This is a genomic window from Sphingobium sp. 15-1, from assembly GCF_013375535.1.
Taxonomy (GTDB): Bacteria; Pseudomonadota; Alphaproteobacteria; order Sphingomonadales; family Sphingomonadaceae; genus Sphingobium; species Sphingobium aromaticivastans.
This window is the reverse complement of the sequence record NZ_JABXJG010000003.1, coordinates 12201-33087: the sequence shown is the minus strand read 5'-3', so window position 1 is coordinate 33087 and position 20887 is coordinate 12201. Positions and strand designations below refer to the sequence as shown.

Annotated in this window: 17 protein-coding genes; 5 read left to right on the top strand and 12 right to left on the bottom strand. The window is 59.5% G+C overall.

Annotated elements, in window-relative coordinates; translation table 11 throughout:
* Positions 1-169: 169 nt before the first annotated feature.
* Positions 170-1957 carry a thiamine pyrophosphate-binding protein gene (locus HUK72_RS23170; protein WP_176598950.1) on the bottom strand — a complete coding sequence of 596 codons (1788 nt, stop codon included), beginning with the start codon at positions 1955-1957 and terminating at the stop codon, positions 170-172.
* Between the two features lie 304 nt (positions 1958-2261).
* Here HUK72_RS23170 and HUK72_RS23165 point away from each other — a divergent pair, with 304 nt between their 5' ends.
* Both HUK72_RS23165 and HUK72_RS23160 read left to right on the top strand, forming a co-directional pair.
* Positions 2262-2732 (top strand): MarR family winged helix-turn-helix transcriptional regulator, encoded by a 471-nt coding sequence (locus HUK72_RS23165; RefSeq protein WP_176598949.1) that lies wholly within the window; start codon positions 2262-2264, stop codon positions 2730-2732.
* Between the two features lie 127 nt (positions 2733-2859).
* Complete coding sequence (locus HUK72_RS23160; protein WP_176598948.1) at positions 2860-4101, top strand: cytochrome P450; 1242 nt, start codon at positions 2860-2862, stop codon at positions 4099-4101.
* Between the two features lie 101 nt (positions 4102-4202).
* Here the strand turns inward: HUK72_RS23160 and HUK72_RS23155 are convergent, their stop codons facing one another.
* Both HUK72_RS23155 and HUK72_RS23150 read right to left on the bottom strand, forming a co-directional pair.
* Complete coding sequence (locus HUK72_RS23155; protein WP_176598947.1) at positions 4203-4907, bottom strand: IS6 family transposase; 705 nt, start codon at positions 4905-4907, stop codon at positions 4203-4205.
* Positions 4908-4941: 34 nt separating this feature from the next.
* A complete protein-coding gene (locus tag HUK72_RS23150; RefSeq protein ID WP_176598946.1) occupies positions 4942-5124 on the bottom strand; it encodes a hypothetical protein in 183 nt (60 codons plus the stop codon).
* A gap of 199 nt (positions 5125-5323) precedes the next feature.
* Between HUK72_RS23150 and HUK72_RS23145 the strand changes: the two genes are divergently transcribed.
* Positions 5324-7750 carry a Tn3 family transposase gene (locus HUK72_RS23145; RefSeq protein WP_176598945.1) on the top strand — a complete coding sequence of 809 codons (2427 nt, stop codon included), beginning with the start codon at positions 5324-5326 and terminating at the stop codon, positions 7748-7750.
* Complete coding sequence (locus tag HUK72_RS23140; protein ID WP_176598944.1) at positions 7722-8045, top strand: Tn3 family transposase; 324 nt, start codon at positions 7722-7724, stop codon at positions 8043-8045. The genes HUK72_RS23145 and HUK72_RS23140 overlap by 29 nt, the downstream gene beginning before the upstream one ends.
* Positions 8046-8146: 101 nt before the next feature.
* Here the strand turns inward: HUK72_RS23140 and HUK72_RS23135 are convergent, their stop codons facing one another.
* Entirely contained in the window at positions 8147-8296 is a 150-nt protein-coding gene (locus HUK72_RS23135; RefSeq protein WP_176598943.1) for a hypothetical protein, read from the bottom strand.
* A gap of 31 nt (positions 8297-8327) precedes the next feature.
* Here HUK72_RS23135 and HUK72_RS27055 point away from each other — a divergent pair, with 31 nt between their 5' ends.
* A complete protein-coding gene (locus HUK72_RS27055; protein ID WP_176598942.1) occupies positions 8328-8567 on the top strand; it encodes an aminotransferase class V-fold PLP-dependent enzyme in 240 nt (79 codons plus the stop codon).
* Between the two features lie 15 nt (positions 8568-8582).
* Here HUK72_RS27055 and HUK72_RS27705 read toward each other — a convergent pair whose 3' ends face one another.
* The 8 genes from HUK72_RS27705 to HUK72_RS23090 form a co-directional block, all read right to left on the bottom strand.
* Positions 8583-8774 (bottom strand): hypothetical protein, encoded by a 192-nt coding sequence (locus tag HUK72_RS27705; protein WP_369806049.1) that lies wholly within the window; start codon positions 8772-8774, stop codon positions 8583-8585.
* 36 nt (positions 8775-8810) lie between these two features.
* Positions 8811-10004 (bottom strand): aspartate aminotransferase family protein, encoded by a 1194-nt coding sequence (locus HUK72_RS23120; RefSeq protein WP_176598941.1) that lies wholly within the window; start codon positions 10002-10004, stop codon positions 8811-8813.
* 379 nt (positions 10005-10383) lie between these two features.
* Positions 10384-11973 (bottom strand): AMP-binding protein, encoded by a 1590-nt coding sequence (locus HUK72_RS23115; protein ID WP_218036262.1) that lies wholly within the window; start codon positions 11971-11973, stop codon positions 10384-10386.
* 381 nt (positions 11974-12354) lie between these two features.
* Positions 12355-14142, bottom strand: coding sequence for a hydantoinase B/oxoprolinase family protein (locus tag HUK72_RS23110; protein WP_176593222.1), 1788 nt, complete (start codon positions 14140-14142; stop codon positions 12355-12357).
* An 18-nt stretch (positions 14143-14160) separates the two neighbouring features.
* Positions 14161-16179: a hydantoinase/oxoprolinase family protein gene (locus tag HUK72_RS23105; RefSeq protein ID WP_176593221.1), complete on the bottom strand. Its 2019-nt coding sequence runs from the start codon at positions 16177-16179 to the stop codon at positions 14161-14163.
* Between the two features lie 653 nt (positions 16180-16832).
* The gene (locus tag HUK72_RS23100; RefSeq protein ID WP_176593220.1) at positions 16833-18287 is read right to left on the bottom strand and encodes a PLP-dependent aminotransferase family protein; all 1455 of its coding nucleotides are present in this window, start codon (positions 18285-18287) and stop codon (positions 16833-16835) included.
* Between the two features lie 918 nt (positions 18288-19205).
* Entirely contained in the window at positions 19206-19886 is a 681-nt protein-coding gene (locus HUK72_RS23095) for a pyridoxamine 5'-phosphate oxidase family protein (RefSeq protein WP_176593219.1), read from the bottom strand.
* 294 nt (positions 19887-20180) lie between these two features.
* Entirely contained in the window at positions 20181-20579 is a 399-nt protein-coding gene (locus HUK72_RS23090; protein WP_176593218.1) for a nuclear transport factor 2 family protein, read from the bottom strand.
* Positions 20580-20887 lie beyond the last annotated feature (308 nt).

Genomic DNA, 20887 nt, shown 5'->3' with positions numbered 1-20887 from the left:
TCACCGCAGCCATGCAAAGACTGTCGATCTACGCCATCGGCGCGTCATCATCGGCCCTGGAGTTCCTCTGACATCGACGCCAGTCCCGCTACAGCAACTTTTCAGTTTCACCGGCGGCACAGATCCGTTTGAAACGCAGTCCCCCGCCGCCGGAAAAACCGCATTTCGATCAAGCCGGCCAGCTACCTTCTAACGGCGGCCCCATATGGGCGCCTGCCCCTTGCTGCGGCTTCCGGTCGGACAAGATCGGGATAACGTCACGGATCGCGCGACGAATGCGCGTGTCAGGGTCAGTCCAAACGTCCAGCAGATAGCTACCTTCAGCAGCCATGGCCCGCTCAAGTGCGGTCGGCAGGTCGGCTGGATCCGTCACTCGCTCGCCGTCGACGCCCTGTGCTTTTGCCAAGGCGACGAAGTCGGTGCTCTCCGGCAGGTCCACCCAAGGGTTTTGAATGCCCCAGAGGCTCATGCCTTGCCGGTTGGCGTACAGGCAGTGGTTATTGTCGATGACGATGATGACCTTCATGTTACGCTCGGCAAGCGTCGAAAGCTCCATGCAGTCATAGTAGAACCCACCATCACCATGGTAGCTTACGACTGTCCGCTCCGGCGCGGCCAGCTTCGCCCCCATTGCGACAGGCAGACCAGCGCCGAGCGACATGTAGCGCGAGCCGAGCGGCATCGGCGTCACTTGCTTGTAGTGGAACGACCGATACAGCATGAACGCTTGACCGCCGCTGTCCCCTACAACGATAGACCCTTCCGGCAGCGCCTTGGCCATCTGGTCGATCAGATAGTATTGGTTAACCTTCTTGTCCGAGCCTGGATCGCGGCAAAGCTCGTCGTGGTACTTGAACCACTCTTCCTTTGACGCGGCGATCGCATTGACCTCGGCACCACCCGACGCCGGTGTCACGTTGTTCTTCTTGGCACCGTCGAGAAGCTGCCGCAGGACGACCTTAGCGTCGCCAGTGATGCCAAGCGTCGGCTGAAAAATCTTGCCGAGCTGATTCGGGTCCACGTCGATCTGGATCACGTTGCTGGGCTTGTCGATGTTCCAAGCGCCGGTTGTCATCTGGGAGAAGGTCGTGCCGACCGCAATCCACAGGTCGGACTGCTGGATGATGCTGTTGGCACTTTCCCAACCGAATGACCCAACGACACCAGCAAACAGGGGGTGATCGTCGGAAACCGCGCCGCGACCGCCCCAGGAAGTGGATACCATAGGTATCCCGAGCGACTCGGCGAACGCTTGCAGCTCCGCCGTGGCCTGCGCCAGGTGGACGCCACCACCTACGAACAGGATCGGCGACTTGGCACTGGCGATCATGCTGAGAGCGCGGGCAATGGTCGCCTCCGAAGCGGCCGGTGGCTCGGGCAGCGCCAGGGGCTCCACGAGGCAAGCCGTCTCGTGCGTGACAGACTGGAGCGTCAGGTCAAGGACGCTGGAGCCCGGCCGCCCAGTACTTGCTGCAAGCACAGCTTGGCGAACCGCAAGCGGGAGGTCATCAGCCAGGACAGCTTTGCGGGCATGCTTGGCGATGGGCTTCAGGGCAGACAGCAATTCGGCCGAGTCCTGCAGACCTTCGCGAAAATCGAGCGAACTGTCGAGGTTGACGTCCATCATGAAGAAGGGCGTGCTGTCGACCTTCGACGCATAGACCACCGGAGCAGCGTGCAGCGCTCCGACACAGTGGAAGAGGCAGGCTGACGCAGCCCGTCCCTTCACCCGGTTATAGCCATATGAAATCCAGGCGCCAGACAACTCTGTGCGGGCATTCATGTTTGCCATGCCGCTCGTGGCAATATGGTGGATGATGGCTCCAGTACCGCCACCAGAGTACCCGACCACAAGGTCCACGCCGGACGCATGCAGCGCCTCAACTACGGCTTGGCCGCCCGAACGAGACACCAGTGCGTCGCTTTCACCCGCACCGTCAGATTGTTGATCATTCATGTCAAACGCCTCTCCAACGAATATGCAAGAGATAAATCCGGTCGATTTATCTTGTCAAGCAGCTTTCCATTTATGGAAGTTTACATTAGGCCGTAAGACGGGGCCACCCCTACAAATCCGTAGTAAGATCCATTGATATCAAGTGCTTGTTTGTTACCTTCGGTTTGTCAGCTCTTTTCAAAGAGGGACTAGATAATCTCATTAATTGACAGATAGTGACCCGCACTCTTGCATCTCTCCACTCCTTCTGATAGCCGGCGGTAAACCTGTATAGGGCAGACATCGGCCAAAAGGATCCCGGCAGTTGCATCTGATTTCCATGCTCACCAAGCGTACCAACTGGGTTCAGGACGCCATCCAGAGTGCGCTGGATGCAAATGGCGTGTCGTCGCTCACACGCGGACAGCTTTTCGTCATCGCGAACGTCGCTGCGGGAGAAAAGAGAGCTGCAGACATCGCTCGCAACCTGGGCATCTCTCGCCAGGCAGTAAGTCAGATTATCGCGGAACTGGTCGAGCGAGACTTTATCGATGTTCGCGAGGATCCGCAGGATCGGCGGGTGCGAATCATAGTTTTGAAGTCGGGATTGGGCGAAGGAGACGAGATTTGCTCGCGAATTTTCCAGGCAATCGAACGAGAACTGATGGCCCGCATCGGGAGCCGGCGATTGAAGAATCTTTACGACGCGCTTGATGCCGAGTGGGGTGAACCGCCGGAAATTGGAGCGTTGTCGGACCAAGGCTTGCCTGCCGAGAACTTCGCCGTCACCTTGTGATGGCGTGCCGCCAAGAAGGCGAGCCTGGGAACAGCCCGGGACAGAATCTGCGCGGCGCACAGGCAGTTCGCATCAAGATGGCGCTTGCGGGCCAACATTTCATAACATTAAGCGAGAGGATCCAAAGATGCACCGCCAACCCACTTTTGAAAAGTATTCGCCTTTTTCAGCGGACCAGATTGATGACCCATTCCCGATCCTGGCCGAAGCGCGGGAAAACGCTCCTGTCTTCTTTTCTGAAGAACTAGGTATGTGGGTGGTCACACGATATGCCGATGTTCGGAATATCTACGAAAATCCGGAAATTTTCTCCAATTCGGCGGTGCTCACATCGCGAACGGAATTACCTGCGACGATTGTAGCGGAATTTGGCGATTGGCGTCCACCGCTCGACAAAGAGGTCGTGATGACCGATCCGCCGGATCATACCCGGTTAAAGCGCCTTATGATGAAGGCGTTCACACCAGGCCGCATCCTCAAGTTCGAGCCGTGGATCCGCGAGATCGTCGAGGACCTGCTCGACGGACTGGACGGCGTTGAAGAGTGTGACATTATCGAACGGTTCACCGCCGCGCTTCCCCCGCTCGTCATCGGGAGGCTGATGGGGGTGCCCGCCGAGGACGCGCTGAAGTTCGGTAAATGGGTTGGAAACATCGTCGTTCTTGCCGGTACCTGGCAGTTGAGCGAAGAAGAGACCATTTCCTGCTGGAGAGGTATCCGCGAGTTCGAGGACTATGTGCGCGGGCTTGTTGCTCTACGTCGCAATAATCTTGGTGAAGACGTCGTCTCCTACCTAATCGAAGCCAAGGGCGATGAAGGTGAAGCGGCGCTCGACGACCAAGAATTGTTGCACAATGTTTTTAACATCGCGGGAGCAGGTGCCGACACGACAGGTCAGTGGCTGACGGTAACACTTTACTGCCTGTTGTCCGGCGACCGCGAATGGGATCGTGTGGCTCAAAATCGGGCACTTATCCCCGCAGCCCTGGAGGAGTCGCTCCGCTATCGCGGTGTTGTGCGATCGCTTGTGCGCAAAGTGACTCGAGAAGTGACCCTTGGCGGCATCGACATTCCTGCCGGCGATTTCGTACTTTTCAATCTCACCTCTGCCAATAGAGACGGCGCCGTAATTTCTGACCCGGACAAGTTCCTCATCGACCGGAAAAACGTGCGCGGCCATATAGGATTCGGGCACGGCGCCCATACCTGTTTGGGTGCTTCACTCGCCCGACTCGAAGCGAAAGTCGCACTCGAATGCTTGATGGACCGCTTCCCGAACCTTCAGTTGGCCCCCGGGCAAAGTGATTTGAAATACCAAAACAACCTAATGATTCCCGGCGTGAAGAGCCTGAACGTGAAGCTCCAATAGAGCTGCACGTGCACCCGCACTGGAGTGCTTCTGAAGCCTCAAAAAGTGGCTCTGTCGCAAACTTTGGCGCGGGACGCAGTTTGGCTCTTTGACATAGTGGATTATGCCGCGAGGTGGTCGAACTGCTCGGCGAGGGACAGATTTCGGGTGTCGTTGGCGGCGATCATCTGGCCCTTGCGGATCATGTGGACGAGTTCGATGCCGCCGAGGATGATGGCGGCCGCGCGCTCGGACTTGAAGCCGAGCATCGGGCGGATCCGGCGCTTGATGCGCCGATGGTCCTGCTCGATCCGGTTGTTCATGTACCGGCTCTGCCGGACCTTGAGCGGCTTTGTGTCCGGCCGGTTCCGCATCCGCACTTCAGCGTGGCATTTCCGGGCCGCTTCCAGGTTGGTCTGGCTGCCGTCGATGGTTACCTGCACGGGCAGGCCATGGCGCGCATAGGCCCTGCGGAAGAAACGCTTCGCGTCCTTGAGGTTGCGCGTGGGCGAAAACAGGAAGGCGACCGTGGCGCCGCTCTTATCGATCGCCCGATACAGGTAGGTCCACTCGCCCCTGACCTTGATGTAGGTCTCGTCGACGTACCACTTGCCAGTCACAGGGCGCTTGCGGGCGTTGAAAGCATCGAGCAGTTGCGGCGTGTAGCGCACCATCCGGCGGTGGATCGTCGAATGATCGACGCGAACGCCCCGCTCGGCGATCATCTCCTCCAAATCCCGCAGGCTCAAGGCGTAGCCCAGGTACCAGCGTACGCACAGCAGGATCAGCGACCCTTCGAAATGACGGCCTTTGAACAACAATCCCATCCCTGACAGCCTCGTCAGGCCAACCTTCTCACACTCAGCGAAAATTTGCGACAGAACCCATGAGGGTCATCACAACGCGAAGGGGAAACCAATAGGCGATATCGGAAGAAAAGTCACATGCATTGCCGAGATCATCCATGCGATCGACAAATTTTTTCGCAATGGCTGCGATCTGCGGCTCAAATTTTCGAAGATTCTTCGGGCCGAACCAGTCCATCGTAACGCCACGATGGGGTCCTCGTAACATTTGTGCAAAAAGTGACGCTAAGCAAGCTATTGAAATTGCGCATGAATTCCAGTCATAAGCGCCGTAACATGCTGATATAAAACAACATCCTGTTATTTTCGCGTGGCTGATGCAAATCGATGCCCGGCGGTTAGATTGGAAGGCTGATTGGGCCGGCAGAGGACGAGTCGTGGGCGACTGGGCGAAGCGCTACCTTGGCTGGGATCACTTTCCCGCCATGCTCGAGGCGCTGGAGATCGACACCTTCTTCACGCTTGTGGGCGACGAACCTGCGGCAATCCAGAGCCATCGCCGCGACATGAACCGCCTCGCGATAGCCATCCAGATTGGTTACATGCGCATGATCGGCATGGCGCTCAATTCAGTGGAAATGATCCCTTCGGCGGTGCTGGTGCATGTCGCCGGCGAACTGCAAACCCCTCCGCAGCTCACGTCGATCCGGGCGCTCTATCGCCGTCGGCGCACCCTCCATGAACATCAGGAAGCGGCGCGCGAGATCCGGCGGGAGTTCGAGGCAGGGCTGCAGGCCCGCCTCACGCCGCTCCTCGCGAACATTCCGGCCAGCGAATGGGGTGGCCGCCTGGCGGAGAATCGGGAGGGTATTACACGCCTCGAATGGCTGCGTGCCGGGCTCCGCTCGAAGAGGCCGCAGGGGATTGAAGACCACCTCGCCAAGATCCGGTTTCTCAAGGAGCTTGGTGCGCAACAGCTTGATCTGGGGCTGACGGAGACGGTGCTGGTTGCACTTGCGATGCCGATATCAGCTCGGAAGGCCGCAACGCTTGGCCGGCTCGGGTCTGCCAATATGCTCGCACTGGCCTGCTTCCGGCGGCTGACCTTCTTGCGCCTCAATGATCAGGGCCTGACGTTGCTCGATCACCGGTTCGCGGACCTGTGGCGTCAGGCGCGTGGACGCGCGGAGGCCAATGACGCGCAGGCCCTGCGCCGGTTGCGGCATCTGCCAATTGACCTGGCGGCGCTCGGCCGTGACGAAAGCCCGGGTGATGATGCGTTCCGCAGCGCAGCGCTGGCGATGCTTGAGCCGTTCGTCGGGAACGTGCTGTTTGTACCCCGTAGCCGGGTTGCCGCGGTGCGGGCAGAGCTCGCCGCGCAGGAACGGCAGGTGACCGAGACACTCGCGGCCCTGGCCGAGTTCGAGCTTGATACATCGGCAAACCCGAACCTCTCCGCGGCGATCGGCACATTGGCAAAAGCGCCGAGCGAACTGGCCGCCGGCACCGGCAATCCCTTCGGCTCGACCTGGCGGGATTTGCTGGTATCGCAGGATCGCAAGGCCGCCCTCGGCGCGTTCAACGCCGCCACTTTGCTGCTGGTCAAACGCTCGCTGCGCAACGGGCAGGCGTCCTGCGGCGCCAGCATCGAGCATCGCTCGCCTGAAGATCGCCTGCTCCCGGCGCAGCTGTGGCGCCGCAGTCACAAACTGCTCTCACGCTCGCTGTCCCTGCCCGGCGGCCCTGAACGCATGTTGTCCCGGATCAGGGCGCAGCTTGGCATCAGCCTGGAAGCGCTCGCCGAAGCGGTGAAGGCGGGCGAGCTGCGCATTACCAACAACCGTCTCGTTGTGCCCCGGATCAAGGTCGACCCGGAGCCGCCCGAACTCGCGGCGTCGCGCCGCCAGCTGTTTGCACAGATTGGCAGCGTCCAGATGGCAGACCTCATGGTCGAAGCCGACAGCAGGGCCCAGTTCTCACGGACGCTGCTCGGCCGCCCGCCCCATGGCGAAACCGAGCTTGCCCTCGTCTATGCTCCCATTCTGGCGCTCGGCTCTGACATGACCGCCGCCGATATGGCGCGGATGGTCCCGCCGTTCAGCGCCGAGGCGACCGGGGTGATGATGCGCCGGCTCGTCGCGCAGAAGCGATTCAGGGTTGCCAACGATGTCATCCTCGGCGCCTTCTCCCGGCTCCCCGCCGCCCGCTTGTGGGGAGACGGGCTTTCGGCGTCATCCGACATGATGAGCGTCGAGACAAGCCGGCGCCTGTGGGCCGCCCGCCACGATCCCCGCCGCCGCACGCCTTCGATCGGGACCTACACCCACGTGCTCGATCAATGGCCGATCCTCTACGATCGCCCAATCCTGGTGAACCACCGCCAGGCTGGTGCGGCAATCGAAGGTGCACTGCACCGTCCGGAAATCGAACGCGTCGCGGTCGACACGCACGGGTTCACCCATTTTGCGATGGCTATCGCCAAGGCGGTCGGTCTTGATCTGTGCCCGCGCCTGGCCGATCTGGGTGAGCGCAAGCTCTATCTCCCACGCGGCTTTGCGGTGCCCGAAATCCTTGCGCCAATTGCCTGCCCTTGTGTGTCGGCCCGGACAATCTCCAAGGGCTATGATGGCTTCCTGCACGTAGCGGCCTCGATCCGGCATGGTTGGTGTCCCGCTACCTGGGCGATCGAGCGATTTGGGGTCGCCGCTACTGGCGCGGCCATCCATCAGACCGGCGAGACAATCGGCAAGCTGCTGCGCACGATCTACCTCGCCGACTACCTTTCCAACGCCGAATTCCGGCGGCATCTATGCGCTGTTGGCTCAGGGCGAGGCCGTGCACCGGTTGCAACGCGCGATCCATGACGGCCAGATCGATGGCACGCATGGCCGAACCGGCGAAGAGCTGACCGCGATTTCCGGAGGGCTGACGCTGCTCACCAATCTGGTTATTTTCTGGAATGCCGCAAAGATCGATTCTGTCATCGCCGATGGCCCTGACAAATATCCGCATGCGCATTTGGCGCGCATCGCGCCGATTGCACACGCCCACATCAACATGCGCGGGACAGTCCAGTTCAGTATCGAGCTTTACCGCGCCGCCTTGCTCGATCGACCCTCACAGGCAACCGTTCGGGCCCAAAACGCCGGAGCGACGTGAAAATAACAGGATGTTGCGCAATATCAGTATGTTACGCCACAAAAGTCTGAATTTATCGCGCATATTCAATGGCTTGCTTAGCGTCACTTTTTGCGCATATGTTACGAAACCTTCTTATAGGGCTCGACCGCCGCATTGGCCGTCATCGTCATGCCGGCATAGACGGGTCCATAATCCGGGACATTGCGGCAGAAGCCCGCCCAGGCGAGCATTGACCGATCGGAGACCGAGAACCAGCTGCGCGTCTTCAACCCGGGATCGCCATTCGAGTTTGCGAAGTGAGTGAGTGGGATCGGCCAGCCGAATGGCAGCGGCGAGCGCGCAGCTCGCTTAGTCGAGGAGGGACGCGCCACTGTAGCCGCGCTGATCGGGGAAGCCGCGCCCGAGATTCTTTTCACCTCGGGGGCCACGGAAGCCAATAATCTCGCGTTCCTCGGTGTCGCGAACAGCCAGGGCGATCGTCAGCCTGCACGGCGAACAATTCTTATCTCCGCTGTCGAACACAAAGCAGTTCTCGAGTGAGCCGCGTGGCTCGTCTCACATGGTTTCAACGTCGAGCACATCTCCGTTGAGTCCTCCGGACGGATTAATCTCGAACACTGGCGAGATCACTACCATCGCCAAGACATCGCCGGTGAGAGGCGCGTCGGCATCGGGCCGGCCCTTGGTCCAGGAAATCCCGGCAGAGTCCTGGCGCGCGGCCTTACGGTCGAGCGCGTCGCCCAGCATCGTCGCCCGCGTCGGTGAGATCGATGAAATGCCGGGTCATTTTCCTGCAGGCTCTGCCCGATAGCTCGCGGCGCCGGCCGAAAGCTTTTCCATGAATTCGTCAACATGGCTGTCGTCGATGACGAGCGGGGGTACGATTCGGATCGTATTGTTGCCGCCCGAGACGGTCAGCAGGCCGTGGTTGTCGCGCAGATGAGCAACGAAGCCGCGTGGTTCGACCTTCAGCTTGATGCCGATCAGCAGCCCGCGGCCGCGGACTTCCTCGAAAAGTTCGGGATAATTACCGATGAATTGCTCGAGCCGGCCCGCTATCTTGGCACCTTTGTCGCAGACGTTGGCAAGGATGTCCTCGGACCAGAAGGCGTCGAGCACCGCTTCGCCGGCGGCCATGGCCAGCGGATTGCCGCCATAGGTGGAGCCATGCGCGCCCACGACCATGCCGCGCGCCGCCTCTTCGGTGGCGAGGCAGGCGCCGAGCGGGAAGCCCCCGCCGATGCCCTTAGCCGTGGCGACGATGTCAGGCGTGATGCCATACTGCTCATAGGCGAAGAAGGTGCCGCTACGGCCGTAGCCGCACTGGACCTCGTCGAGCACGAGCATCAGGTCGTGCTCGTCCGCCAGCGCGCGTAGGCCCATCATGAAGGCATCGGACGCCGCGCGGATGCCGCCTTCGCCCTGGATCGGCTCGATCAGGAAGCCGGCGGTGTTGGGCCCGATCGCCGCTTTCACCGCTTCGAGATCGTCGAACTCGACATATTTGAAGCCCGGCATTAGCGGCAGGAAGCCCTTGTGCATCTTCTCCTGGCTCGAGGCGCTTATCGTCGCCAGGGTCCTTCCGTGGAAGGCCTGGTTGAAGGTGATCAGCTCGAACTTGCGGTCGTCGCCGCCGTGCTGGTGATAGGAGCGCGCTGTCTTGATCGCGCATTCGACAGCTTCGGCACCCGAATTGGTGAAGAACACGGTGTCGGCGAAAGTCAGGTCGACCAGCCGCTGAGCCAGGCGCTCACCCTGCGGACTGCCATAGAGGTTCGAGACGTGCATCAGCTCACCCGCCTGGCGCTGGATCGCGCCGATCAAGCCGACATGCGAGTAGCCGAGCGCATTGACCGCGACGCCCGCGGCGAAATCGAGATAGCGCCGGCCGTCCTCGCCGATCAGGTGGCAGTGATCGCCGCGCACCGGCCGGAACTCGCACCTTCCATAGACGGGCATGAGCGGGGTGATGGACATCGTCATTTCCTCTGCATTTCGAAATTGAAAGTCTGATCGTTACATCGCCGCTTTTGCGATGCTTCGGCAAACGCAAACGACAAATAGTGTCCCCTCGAGACCTTGGACTCCTGGGGTCGTCAGTTGCGCGCATTGATGCTGTCGCGAGCCCTGGGTCAGACGACAGGGGCGGTACGGGCGCGATCAAGCCTGTCGCGGCACCAAGATGGCTGCCGAGTACTTTCTCCGTCGGTCGACCTGCTCAAGCCGCAGCAAGTGCGCGTGCTGAAGCGTGACCCATTCCTGAAGTGGCTCCAGTCACGATCACGGGTACGTCCTTCACATTCATGTTTCGTCCCTTTTTGGAGTTTGCATTTATTGCATGGTCTGCAGCGAGTAATCAGGCAGGCCCGCTACTTTTCGCCCGTTCCTGACTACGCAGGAGAAAACGCTGTACTTTGCCGCTCGGAGTTTTGGGTAAAGCATCGACGAATTCGATTTCCCGCGGATAAGCATGAGCTGACAGTCGACCCTTCACATGTTGCCGCAATTCTTCCGACAGTGCCTCATCAGCCTTCAAGCCCGCTTTCAGGACCACAAAGGCCTTAATGATTTCGGTTCGCTCAGGGTCGGGTTTCCCAATTACTGCCGACTCCAGCACGGCGGAATGCTCTAGCAGTGCGCTTTCCACATCGAAGGGTCCGACCCGATAGCCTGATGTTGTGATGACGTCATCAGCCCTACCAACGAAAGATATACTGCCATCATCATTTAATTCCGCTGTGTCCCCGGTCAGAAAGTAACTCCCCTGAAAGGCGGGAGTCTCGAGTTGGTGATAGCCTTTGAACCACATAAGCGGAGAGTTGGCCACATCGAGAGCCAACTCTCCGGGTTCGTTTCGCCCTAATTCGCATCCCTCTGGCGACAGCACAATGACTCGGTGCCCGGGCACCGAATAGCCTGCTGCTCCCATATGTACGGAATGTCTCAAGCCATGATGATTGCAAAGGACCATGCCAAGTTCGGTTTGCCCGTAATGATCATATATCGCTACTTCGAGATGCTTCTCGAACCAGCGAATAATTTCCGGATTCAGCGGTTCGCCGGCGCTGCTGACCCTCTTTAGCTGGCCCTTGACGCGATTGGCCTTTTCGGGGCCGTCGCCTACCATCAGGCGATAGGCTGTAGGCGATCCCGCCAGGTTCGTGATTCCGCATTCCGCGATCACGTCGTATGTGGAATCGACAGTGAAGCTGGCCTCCTGGAACACCGTCGTGATGCCCATGGCCAATGGTCCGACGACTGCATAATAGAGACCATAGGCCCATCCCGGGTCCGCCAAGTTCCAGAATCGGTCGCCCTCGCGCAGTCCCACGGCATCGCGCATGTAGCCGACAAAAGCGGCAATCGCGCGAATCGGCACGAACAAGGGCTTCGGAAGACCCGTCGTGCCTGACGTGAACATCAGCAGAAATGGATCTTCGAAGTCGCAGGGCACCGGCGCGAATACATCGCTCATTACATTCAATGCGTCCCAAAAATCTGGTTCTTGCGCATCTTCGCCGGCACCAACGGTTACGATCGCCGTATCGACGGCGAGGCCGGTCAGCTTGGGACGATTAACAGTATCGGTGACGAGGGCCTTTGTTTCGCCGGTTTTCAAGCGGTATTCAATGGCTTTGGGGCCGAAAGCGGTAAACAGCGGCTGGTATACGGCGCCCAATTTCCAGGCGGCAAGCATGGTGATCAGCAGTTCCGGCGTGCGAGGCAGCAAGCCCGCAACACGGTCACCTTTACCAACCCCCAGGTCCGCCAGAACATGAGCAAATTGTGAGGATCGGAGTTTGAGATCGGCGAAAGTCCAATCGCGCGTCTCCCCGGACAGGCCCCGGTGCCGCAGTGCAATGCGCTCCCGGTCGCTGGCGAACCGTTCATTACAGATTTCTGCCGCGTTCCCATGCCCTCCACAATCCATCGACAGAATCGCCATAGCCCGCGACGTGTCGAATGTGGCGGCGGCCTCTGCGTAAGAAACAGATCGGCCAGTTGCGTGCGATGACGAAGTCCCCATAATGCTCACCCTGAAGCTGTTGTGTAATGCCCGCGATGAACCCTCGTGTTACGCCTCGACGGCCCGGATCGTCGACGACGCGTTCGACGAGGAAAGCCGATGCTGCTGCTGTTGTCTCTAATTCAGTTCGACGCGGTTCTGAATCTCGATCGCCGCATCAGCTGCGAGGCATAGTGAGCGTCGGCGGCAACTATTACTCGGTCCGGGGTGCCAGCTGGTGCATTTGCTCTGACAACGCCACCAAGCAGCCCGTTTCGTCAGTGATTGCCGCGCCGGCACAGGTCGGCGCGGCAATCGTCCTTACCTCATCTCCCGCAGGCGCGCTGTTGCGGCCTCGTCGACCGTCATGCGCTTGGGATCGATCACGACGCCATAGAGCTCCTTCGCCGCCTCAATCGAAACGTATTCGTCGAGAACGTCGTCGAGAACGCGAGCCGCGGGACGATCGGTCGCCTTGCCCCAGCCGCCTCCGCCGGTGCTCTCGAACTTGAAGGCCTGGTCATAGCCGAACGGATGGCCGGCCAGTAGCGGGCTGGTCCACGCGCCGTTAGGGGACAGGCCGCCGATGACCAGCTCGCGCCCGTCGGCGTCGATCTGTGTCGATCGCTGAACGGCGCTGCGACCTCCTCCGTTCACGCCTGGGCTACCCTCTCGCGTACGCGACGTTTCCATGCTGAGTTCCGCGTCGCACAGGAAGCGCACCTTGAAGAACGCCCCCAGGCCTCCACGGTTTTTTCCCGCGCCAGCCGAATCCTGCCGCAACTCGAACGCCTCGTATTCGATCGGAAATAGCAGTTCGGCCGCCTCTGCCGGCAAGTTCATGCAGTTTCCGAGTGGATCCATCGTGACGTTCATGCCGTCGTTGAACGGAGTACCACCCCAACCTCCGGCTGGCAGGTCGGAGAACACGTCCGAGCGCCCCTGCGGATCCACCACGGAAGCCACGAACCAGTTGCACTCGGAGCAAGTTGATCCGGTCACGCGGTCCGGAATCGCCTTGGCCAGAGCCTGCCAGACGGCACTCGTGATCTTTGACGAAGTAAGGGTCGTACAACCGATCGTCGGTGCCGGCCATTTGGCGTTGAGCCAGCAATCGTCGGGCAGGACGATTTTGATCGGCGCGAACATGCCGGCATTCGACGCGGCATGCGGTGCGAGGAAGAACTGCACCGAGTAGAATGCGGCAGACGCGGTGTTGGCGAAGGGCGAGTTGATCGCGCCTTTGCAGATTGGATCGGACCCCGCGAAATCGACCGTGATGTCGGAGTCCTTGACGGTGAGCGTGACCTTGACCTTGACCGGATCGTCGGAGAAGCCATCGGTATCCGCGAAATCCTCGGCTTCGTAGACGCCGTCCGGAATGTCCTCGATCGCCTTGCGGGTGATCCGCTCCGTGTAGCTGATCAGTTCGCGCATCGCCGCCTTGAGGGTCTTGGTGCCGTAGCGGGCGGCGGCCCGTTGCAGCTCGCTTTCCGCCGCCTTCAAGGCGCCGAGATGGGCCTGCAGGTCGCCCTTGATGAAGTGCGGCGTGCGGGTGTTGTTCATGATGATCGCGAGGAAGTCCTCGTTGACCTGGTAGTTCTCGTAGATCTTGATCGGCGGGAGGCGCAGACCTTCGGCCGCGACGTGCGTGCTGAACGATTGTCCACCCGCCGCGCCGCCGCCCAGGTCCATCCAGTGCCCGCGGCTGCCGGCGAACCCGATCAGCTCATCCTCGTAGAAGATGGGCATCGTGAAATTGACGTCGTTGATATGCGTTCCGCCGCAATACGGGTCGTTGAGCGCGATGATGTCGCCCGGCTTGAGCGTCTCAATCGGAAAGCGCTTCATCGAGGCATCGGCGCTGTATTGCATCGCCGCAAGATGGACCGGGCAGTTGGCCGCCTGGGCCAGCAGCCGCAGCTCAGGATCATAGATTGCGTTGGAGAAGTCCATCATATCCGCGAGGATCGACGAAAAGGAAGTCCTCTGAAGCACGGTGGTCATACGCGAGCAGGCGTATTCGAACATGTTGCGCAGCACCTCGAATGTCACGAGGTCGATTTCCTTGCTCGCGACTATCTGGCCGCTTGCGTACTGAACCGTCATAATTACCTCCGGTACATCTTAATTGATCGAAATGATCAGGTTGCCACAAGCGTCAACAAGTCCCTCGCAAAGAGGGGGTACGATTGCGATCGAGTCGCTGTATTCGACGACCGCCGGACCTTCGACTTTAGATGAAGGTGCAAGGTCGCGCCAACTATAGATCGCAGTATCGACCCACTTGCCGTCGAAGTAGACCGCACGGGCGCCCGGATTGGCGTCCGGCTTCGGTTTGGTGAAGTTGAACTCCGGCGGCTGCTTAAGCTCGCCCACCGCCGTGACGCCGACTGCCACGAAGGCGATCTGGAAGTCGGTCGAGCTAACGCCATATTCGTGCTGGTGGGCCGCATGAAACGCAGTCGCGATGGCCGGGAGATCCGACTTTGTGATGACACCGTTCGGAAGATCGGTGTCGACTTCGTAGGTCTGACCGACGTAGCGCATTTGTGCGGTGCGCTTGAGCGTTATCCCCTCGCCGTTGATGCCATCTTCCGCGAGACGTTCGCGGGCTTTCGTGTCGAGATCGCTGAGTATCTGGTTGAGATGTTCGAGATCGATCTCTTCGATCGTCGCGTAGATGAACGCCTCCAGGTCGTGCCGCAGGTTCATGGCGGTTGCACCCAGCGCCGAAGCCACGCCGGCTTGCGCCGGGATGATGACCTTGGGAATGTTCATGGCGCGGGCGACGAAACAGGCGTGCATCGGACCTGCGCCGCCGAAGCTCGCGAGAGTGAAGTCTCTCGGGTCCCGGGCTCGCGCAACGACGACGCCTTTTAATGCCTGCCCCATCTTTTCGCAGTTGATGCGGATCATGCCTTCGGCGACCTCGAGCCGCGACATGCCGACCTGGTCAGCAACCGAATCGATCGCCCGTTCCGCGGCCTCCACATCCAGCGTGAACTTGTCGCTCAGCGAAGGATGCAGACGGCCCAGGATCAGATTGGCGTCGGTGATGGTCGGCGTCGTTCCGCCGCGTCCGTAGCAGGCAGGCCCCGGTTCGGAGCCCGCACTCGCCGGCCCCACGCGGAGCGAACCGCCTTCGTCGACCCAACCGATCGAACCGCCGCCGGCGCCGACACTGTGGATGTCGAGCATGGGAACGCTGACCGGAGTTTCCCATTCGATCTCGTAGTTCCGCGTGATCAGCCCTTGCCCGTGCTCGACGATCGAAGCATCGAAGCTCGTACCACCGACGTCGGTATGAATGATGTTCGCGATCTGGGTCGTACGCGAGAGGTAGGATGCGTAGGCGACGCCTCCGGCGGGACCGGATTCGATCAGTTCTTCCGGGCGTTTCTTCGCGTTTTCAATGCCCATGGCGCCGCCATTGCTCTTGAGGATCAGCAGAGATCCGGCAAAACCCCTGGCGCGCAGCGCTTCTACGAGCTGGTCAAAGTAGGTCGTCATGACCGGCATGAGGCAGGCACGGATGGCCGTCGTGACGAAGCGGGCGTGCTCTCGGAAAACCGGTCGGGTTTCCGCGGAGATCGCGACGTGAACGTTTGGATTCTCCTTCAGAAGGATGTCCCGCACGCGCTCCTCGTGGACCGGATTCGCATAAGAATTGATGAGGGCGACGCCGACGGCCGGCATCTCACGCTCGGCGATGATCCGCGCGATCTTCTTGACGTCCCCGGCCTCAAGCGGCCGGCGGATTTCGCCTTTCGCTGAAACGCGTTCGGCAAGGGTGAACCGATTGCGGCGCTTGATGAGGGGCAAGGGCTTGGTCTGGTAGGGATCGTAGAGCGACTTGCGATGTTGCCTGGCGATCTCGATGGTATCGCGGAAGCCTTCGGTGGTTATGAATGCCGCATCGGGATAGTTTCGCTCAATCAGCGAATTGGTGCCGGTGGTCGTCCCGTGCATGAAGAAATTGATCTCGCCAAAGGGCACGCCTGCCTTCTCGACAGCCTCGATCACTCCGCGCGACCTGTCGTCTTTGGTCGTTAGCACCTTTCCCGTCCGGTACTCCTGCGTTGCTTCATTCCAAGCGAACAAATCTGTAAAAGTACCTCCAACGTCCACGCCAACTCGCCACATATTAAGCCTCCGTGTTTGCGAAACCAGCCAACGTCGATGGAAGTCTAGAGAGACGAGCCGACTGCGTTGGGGCCTATCGAATTGATGAAAATGTTACGTTCCAGTTCGTGAGACTTTCTGCTCGAATCACCCCTGTTGCGTCGAAACACAATGATGTCGCCGTTCGATAAGCGCGGGCGACTTGTACGGGACGCGCTGCCCGCGAAGGACACTTTCTGCAAGGTTGCCGCCAGCATGACGCTGATCGGGATGGGTGGAGCATCCCGATGCACCGGCCATGCATTGACGGCATTTTATCCCGACCGAGCCGGATATCGTCGTTCGTCTGGCCGCGTACCACTCGCTTCTCCGCAGATAATGTTGATCTGCCCAAAACCTGTGATGCAGTCTGACCTCGTGCCGATAAAGAGAAAGGTCCAGTTTTCGCGCAGTTGATAGGGCCACTGCTATAAATTTGGTTGCATTGGCCAATCGTTGGGCGCAAACCACGCGCCCGCCACGGCCAGCCGACCTGCAATCGTTAACTGTGAGCGCGGAGGGGCGGCATTCCCGATGAAGCGCGTCGCGGCTTGCGCGATCCGCCGCCCGCTTTACAAAGCTGCGAGACGGCGGCCGGGAAATCTTAAGGATGGACCGAATTCGGCCCTGCTCTATCATTTCAATGCGCCGGCCAAGAGCTTGACGCCTTTGATAATTTGAGGCTCTTCCAAAGCCGAATATCCCATTACGAATCCTGCCCGGATGGGCGGAGCCGAATAGTAAGGCGTAACGGGATAGATGCCGACGCCAACGTCTTCGGCACGCTTGACCATCATATGGCTTTCATCGTTGCGCCGGTTCGCGAACCAGACGAGCATGTGAAGTCCTGCGTTGGCGCCCGTAACCGAGATTTCTTTGCCAAATTCCTCGGTCAGGCATCGAAGTAGCGTACTCCGGCGCTCCCCATTGCGCTTTCGGACTCGCCGGAGGTGCCGTTCGAAATGCCCCTCGACGATAAAGTCGGTAAGCGCATCTTGTTGCAGGCTGGAGGTGTGCCTGTCGGCGATATGCTTGAGAGTCTTGACGACGTCGATCAATGCGGGAGGAAGCACGAGATAGCCCACGCGAAGCCCGGGAAAGAAGGTCTTCGACATGGTGCCTGCGTAGATGACGTGCCCGTGTCGATCCAGGCCTTGAACGGCTTCCACCGGCCGACTGTCATAGCGGTACTCGCTGTCGTAATCGTCCTCTAGGATATAGGCGCCTGTCTCGCGCGCCCATGCGAGAAGTTCGAGGCGCCGAGCCAGTGGCATGACCGCTCCCGTTGGAAACTGATGCGATGGCGTAACGTAGGCGAGACGTGCGCGCCGCGCTGCGTGCGGCAAATTGCGGACGCAAAGTCCGTGCTCGTCGACACGGCCGAGAACGAGACGCGCGCCGGCGGCAAGAAAGACTTCTCTCGCACCAGGGTAGTGCGGGTCTTCGGCAACGACTATATCGTTCGGGTCTATCAGTGCGCGAACGATAAGGTCGAGCGCCTGTTGAGACCCGTTGACGATCACGACTTGCTCATCGGTGCAATTGACGCCACGCGATCGACGGAGATAGTCGGCAATAGCGGAACGAAGCCGGGGTTGTCCCGCCGCCGTGCCGTATATCAGAGACTCGATGGCCGAATTGCGCGCATGGCGTGTCAGCAACTTCCGCCACAGATCGAAAGGAAAATCAGCAACGCTGGGCAATCCATAACGGAAATTGTAGTCCAATCGAGTGGTTCGCTGCGTGTTCAAAGGGGTCGGAATGACTTGCGCTCGGATCGCATAGGCCGACAAGCCGAAATGGCCACTGTTCTCGCTTTCTTCGGGGGCAACCAAACTGACCAAGGGGGTGTCGGGCAAGTGCGGGCTGACGAATGTTCCCGCTCCGACCTCGCCTACGATGTATCCTTCGGCGAGCAACTGCTCGTATGCCAATAAAATCGTATTGCGAGAGACACCAGCTTCTCGGGACAGATCGCGCGTAGACGGGAGGCGAGCCTTTTCGGGAAGAACGCCGGTGAGAATTTGATCTCGAAGAGCTCGATAAATCTGCTGATACCGCGCTCCGATTCCGTCCGTCTTCAGCAGCATCGAAATGGCCCCATCAAAGATCCTAGGTACGAAGCATGGTCCTCCCACAGCAACGAAGAATGCACGCCGTTTGGATAGTCGTCAACAAAAATGGCCCTAATCGGCGACTTACAAAGGACAAAATTCCATACCACTTGTGCGCCGCAACGGTGCTTCGGTGCCACCCGGATATTGAAGGGGCATTGTCCCAATATCACCGACGGCGGCTGCGACGCCGCTGCCGAGATTGGTGGGATGCGCTTATTGGTCGTGCGACGCTAAAGGTCAATCAGCGACGATCGTCGCTGATTGACCTTTGTCGGAAGATGGCGAACGGAACTGGCGACCCGCGTCGCTCTGAAATGCTTTGAGGCCGGACGCCGCTACTCTGGCCGCGCCGGTTTTCGCGTCATTCCGGCCATGCAGAGGGGAAGGGACGACCGGAACCGGTTGGCACAGTCATGGGAGAAGCGCAAGCTTCCCACTCAGTTCTGACACCCATGACAGAACAAATGGGATGAAATCCTATAGGGCCAACGCGATGGAGTGCCGCTCTTACAAGCGACCTGACATGCTTGCGTAGCGGCTTGATCTGTCGCTATGCCTTTGTCTATCACGGCACGGAGCCGGAAGATCAAACGGATCGACTCCTAGCCAGATGGGTTCGACCTTTGCAATAACGGCTTCGAGACTATCGAGCATTTCTCAGATCTCCGCGCGAGACACTTTGAGAGAGGGCATCGGCCGCAGGCTGATCGAAAGGGATATGGCCATCCGATGAGGCTCAGCAACGGCCCCGGACGATTTCAACGGCACTTTATGGGTGACGCCCTACCCAACGGACAAGCCCTTCTAGGGACTTTGCCGACCGCGCAGCTTGCCAGAATTGGGCCACTCGGTCGCTGGCAAATTGACCCCGGTTTCCCGGGGAGTGTCCAATCAGTCAGCCGAGCCCTTGTAGGGGCGGCTGGCGTCAAAGCCCGTGACGTGCTCAGGCGCCGTCACACCTTCCGGAACGAGTACGTCGCGTTGTGGAACTCCGCTCATCAAAGACATCGGCAGGACGCCGGCCCAGACCGGAACACCGGCGTCTTCCTGATCGCCAGGAGGCCCCGATCGCGACTTGGCCGACGCTTCGTCGATCTCCATCCGCAGCACGGACGTCGCCTTCAACTCCTGTGCGGTCATCGGACGCATCATATCCCAACGCCCGGGGAACAGGCTGTCGAGGAAATGCTTCAAGCTTTCGGCCTTCTCATCGGGCTCGGCCACCAGTTCGGCATTGCCCAACAACATCACCGAACGGTAATTTACCGAGTGATTGAAGGCCGAGCGGGCCATCACGAAGCCATCAAAGTGCGAAATCGTTATGCAGACCGGACGGCCTTCCACGGATTCCAGCATCCGACTGGCTGCGGAGCCGTGCCAATAGATGTAATTCCCCTCGCGCCAATACAGAGTAGGCGTAACGAATGGGGCGCCGTCGATCACATAGCCAACGTGGCAAAGGAAGCCAGCGTCGATGACGTCATAAAGCGACTGCTTGTCGTACTTCCCGCGCTCATGCATCCGACGCGCCCGCACACGGTCCGTCTTCGGGGGAGTTGTGATGTCTTGCATAGCGATCGCCTTCCATGAAGTTTATCTAGTGTTGGCACGACCTGCATAACGTCGTGTGCGTTTGTCGTTAGATTAATCCCGCCCTGCGGTTGAACGTAAGAACCACTTCGTCAAAATCGGTGCCCTCCACTCCCAGTTGATCGACAATGCTTCGACAACGCATCGGCCGCCTCGGTCGCGCATCGATCCGCTTTGGAGGTGAGCTAGCTGCTGCAGTCACCCCATGACCAATCGAGTCTGGTGATTTGCCCTTCGTGGCTCTCAGGTTGAAGACTGCCAGCGAAGGCGCGACGGCTAATCCTTGAGCCGTGTGACATAAGTCTTCGAAAGTATCTTCCAGGTTGCCGCATCCTTGGCGAAGATAAGCGTATCTTCAAAATAGGAGGCGGCGTTCTCGACGATGACCCGAGCGATGGCCAGATTGTGATCGATGAAAGAAAGCGACCTTACCTCTTCCAATCGATTGGATATCTCGATCGGCTTGCGGGTCCGCACCATATCGAGATATGAGGCAATCGCGAGAGGTCGTGGGCCACCCTTTTCCACCGAGTACAAGTGTGCGGAAGCGTGAAACGCCTTCGACAGCAAGTCGGCATCGGAATTGTAGAAGCCATCGAAATATGATCGCAGGGCTGAGAGAACACCGCTGAAATCCCCGGCCTCTGGACCGCGCCAATGCATCTGTCTGTTCATGGCTATCGTCCTCGTTAGCTATCAACGGCCACTGCGGGCGTCGAACACCTAATGTACCTTGTCCTGGCTTGGCTTACCTGAACGGCAAGGCAGCACGGCAAGTGATGCGAGCCCGAATGTGGGCCTCGGCAAACATCATATGCGTCGGCATCCCGATCCAATAGGTCCAATTGGCGACAATTTTCTGGAGCCAGACGGTGTTTTCACCCAGCCTGCTGGCTGCGAAGCATGTGAGTATGAGTCACCACCCAGCCCCCAAGCCAAAGTGGTTCCGGTGCTTCAAATCGTCGCCGCAAATAATTCCCATG